1 protein-coding gene is annotated in these 1270 nt (G+C 32.7%); it reads left to right on the top strand.

The window, feature by feature from the left end; translation table 11 throughout:
- Positions 1–1270: ISLre2 family transposase (locus tag BD821_RS13280; RefSeq protein ID WP_104410885.1), on the top strand; the 1270-nt coding region annotated here is incomplete at both ends.

Genomic DNA, 1270 nt, shown 5'->3' on the forward strand with positions numbered 1-1270 from the left:
CTTTAGATGAAAAGATACTTAAAGAAAGAGATATTAAAGTATATAGAAATAAGGGACTTAAAAAGACTTGTTTAAGAACGATTATGGGGGATGTTGAATATTCAAGACGTATCTATCAGTTTGAACTTGAAGATGGTAAAACAGCCACTAAGTTTCTTTTAGATGAGTATCTAGGCATGGACACTATAGGGAATGTATCTATAAATCTTGTAGAAACTATTTTAACCAACGTGTCAGAAGTATCTTTTAGAAAAACAGCTGAAAATATAAAAACAATGTGTAATCAGGAAATTAGTGCTCAAGGAGTTTGGAACATAGTTCAAATGGTTGGAGAAAAAATAAATGAACTAGAAAAGCGTAAGATTGAACTAAATGAAAAAGGTGCGTTGAAAGGCCAAAAGGAAGTACCAGTGCTATTTCAAGAGCAAGACGGGGTGTGGTTATCCATTCAGGGAAAGGATAGACCAAAGGGTAAGAATAGAAAAAAAGAACTTAAATTAGCAGTATCTTATACAGGATGGAAGTTGCGTCCAGGCAGTAAAAAAGAATATGTTGTTATTGATAAAACTGTTTGTGCAAGTTTTAATAGTTCTAGCCATTTTAAAAAGGTTGCGGAAGCAACCATTGCTGAAAAATATAATGTTGATGAAATAGAAACTAGGATATTAAATGGAGATGGCGCAAAGTGGATAAAAGCAAGCTGTGAAGATCAAGACATACACTTTCAACTGGATCCATTTCATATAAGCCAAGCAATTATTCGAAAAGTAAGTGATAAAAAAGAACAGAAAGTATTATTGAAGTTATTTAGGCAAGGAAAAGTTGATGAAGGATTAGAATTAATTGTTAACATGATGATAGAAAATAATAAAGATGAAGTTGTTTTTAAAAAGCTTACAGAGCTATATGACTATTTTGTGCATAATAAAGAGGGGCTAGTTCCATATAAATTAAGAGACAATATAACTATGCCTACGGCACCCGAAGGGGTAGAATATAGGCAATTAGGGACTATGGAACATAATATTTGCGATGTTTTAGCGCATAGAATGAAAGGCAGGAAAATGAGTTGGTCTATTCAGGGAGCAGATAACTTATCTAAAATTTTAGCAGAAAAGTTTAGCAATAGATTATTTAGTACCTTGGATAAAATCTATAAAAACATTATACCGAAGGGCGTTATAGATACTGTAATTCGTGAAATACCTTTATCCGCTTCCGCGGTTAATAAAAAGGGTACGAAATCTAAAGAATATAAGATACATACCGC

It is taken from the genome of Clostridium algidicarnis DSM 15099 (genome assembly GCF_002934235.1).
Classification (GTDB): domain Bacteria; phylum Bacillota; class Clostridia; order Clostridiales; family Clostridiaceae; genus Clostridium_L; species Clostridium_L algidicarnis.